Origin of the sequence: Clostridioides sp. ZZV14-6345, assembly GCF_020657775.1 — a bacterium.
Classification (GTDB): domain Bacteria; phylum Bacillota; class Clostridia; order Peptostreptococcales; family Peptostreptococcaceae; genus Clostridioides; species Clostridioides difficile_D.
In genome coordinates this window covers 1-275 of the sequence record NZ_JAGWCX010000253.1, presented here as the reverse complement: position 1 = coordinate 275, position 275 = coordinate 1, and the positions used below count along the sequence as shown (strand labels likewise).

2 tRNA genes are annotated in these 275 nt (G+C 54.5%); both read left to right on the top strand.

Annotated features, from left to right (window positions below):
* The first annotated feature begins 34 nt into the window (after window positions 1-34).
* Window positions 35-123 (top strand) — tRNA-Ser (locus KGF39_RS19685).
* A 3-nt stretch (window positions 124-126) separates the two neighbouring features.
* Window positions 127-202: transfer RNA gene (locus KGF39_RS19680), tRNA-Phe, on the top strand.
* The last annotated feature ends 73 nt before the right edge of the window (window positions 203-275 follow it).

Sequence of the window (275 nt, the reverse complement as noted above, 5' to 3'; positions counted from 1 at the left end):
TGTCCCGCGTTCGAGTCGCGGATAGATCACCAATGGAGAGGTGTCCGAGTGGTTTAAGGAGCTGGTCTTGAAAACCAGTGACTTCGAAAGGGGCCGTGGGTTCGAATCCCACCCTCTCCGCCAAATGCCCAGATAGCTCAGTCGGTAGAGCAGGGGACTGAAAATCCCCGTGTCGGTGGTTCGATTCCGCCTCTGGGCACCAGAATATGGCGGTATAGCTTAGTTGGCTAGAGCGTTCGGTTCATACCCGAAAGGTCATAGGTTCGACTCCTATT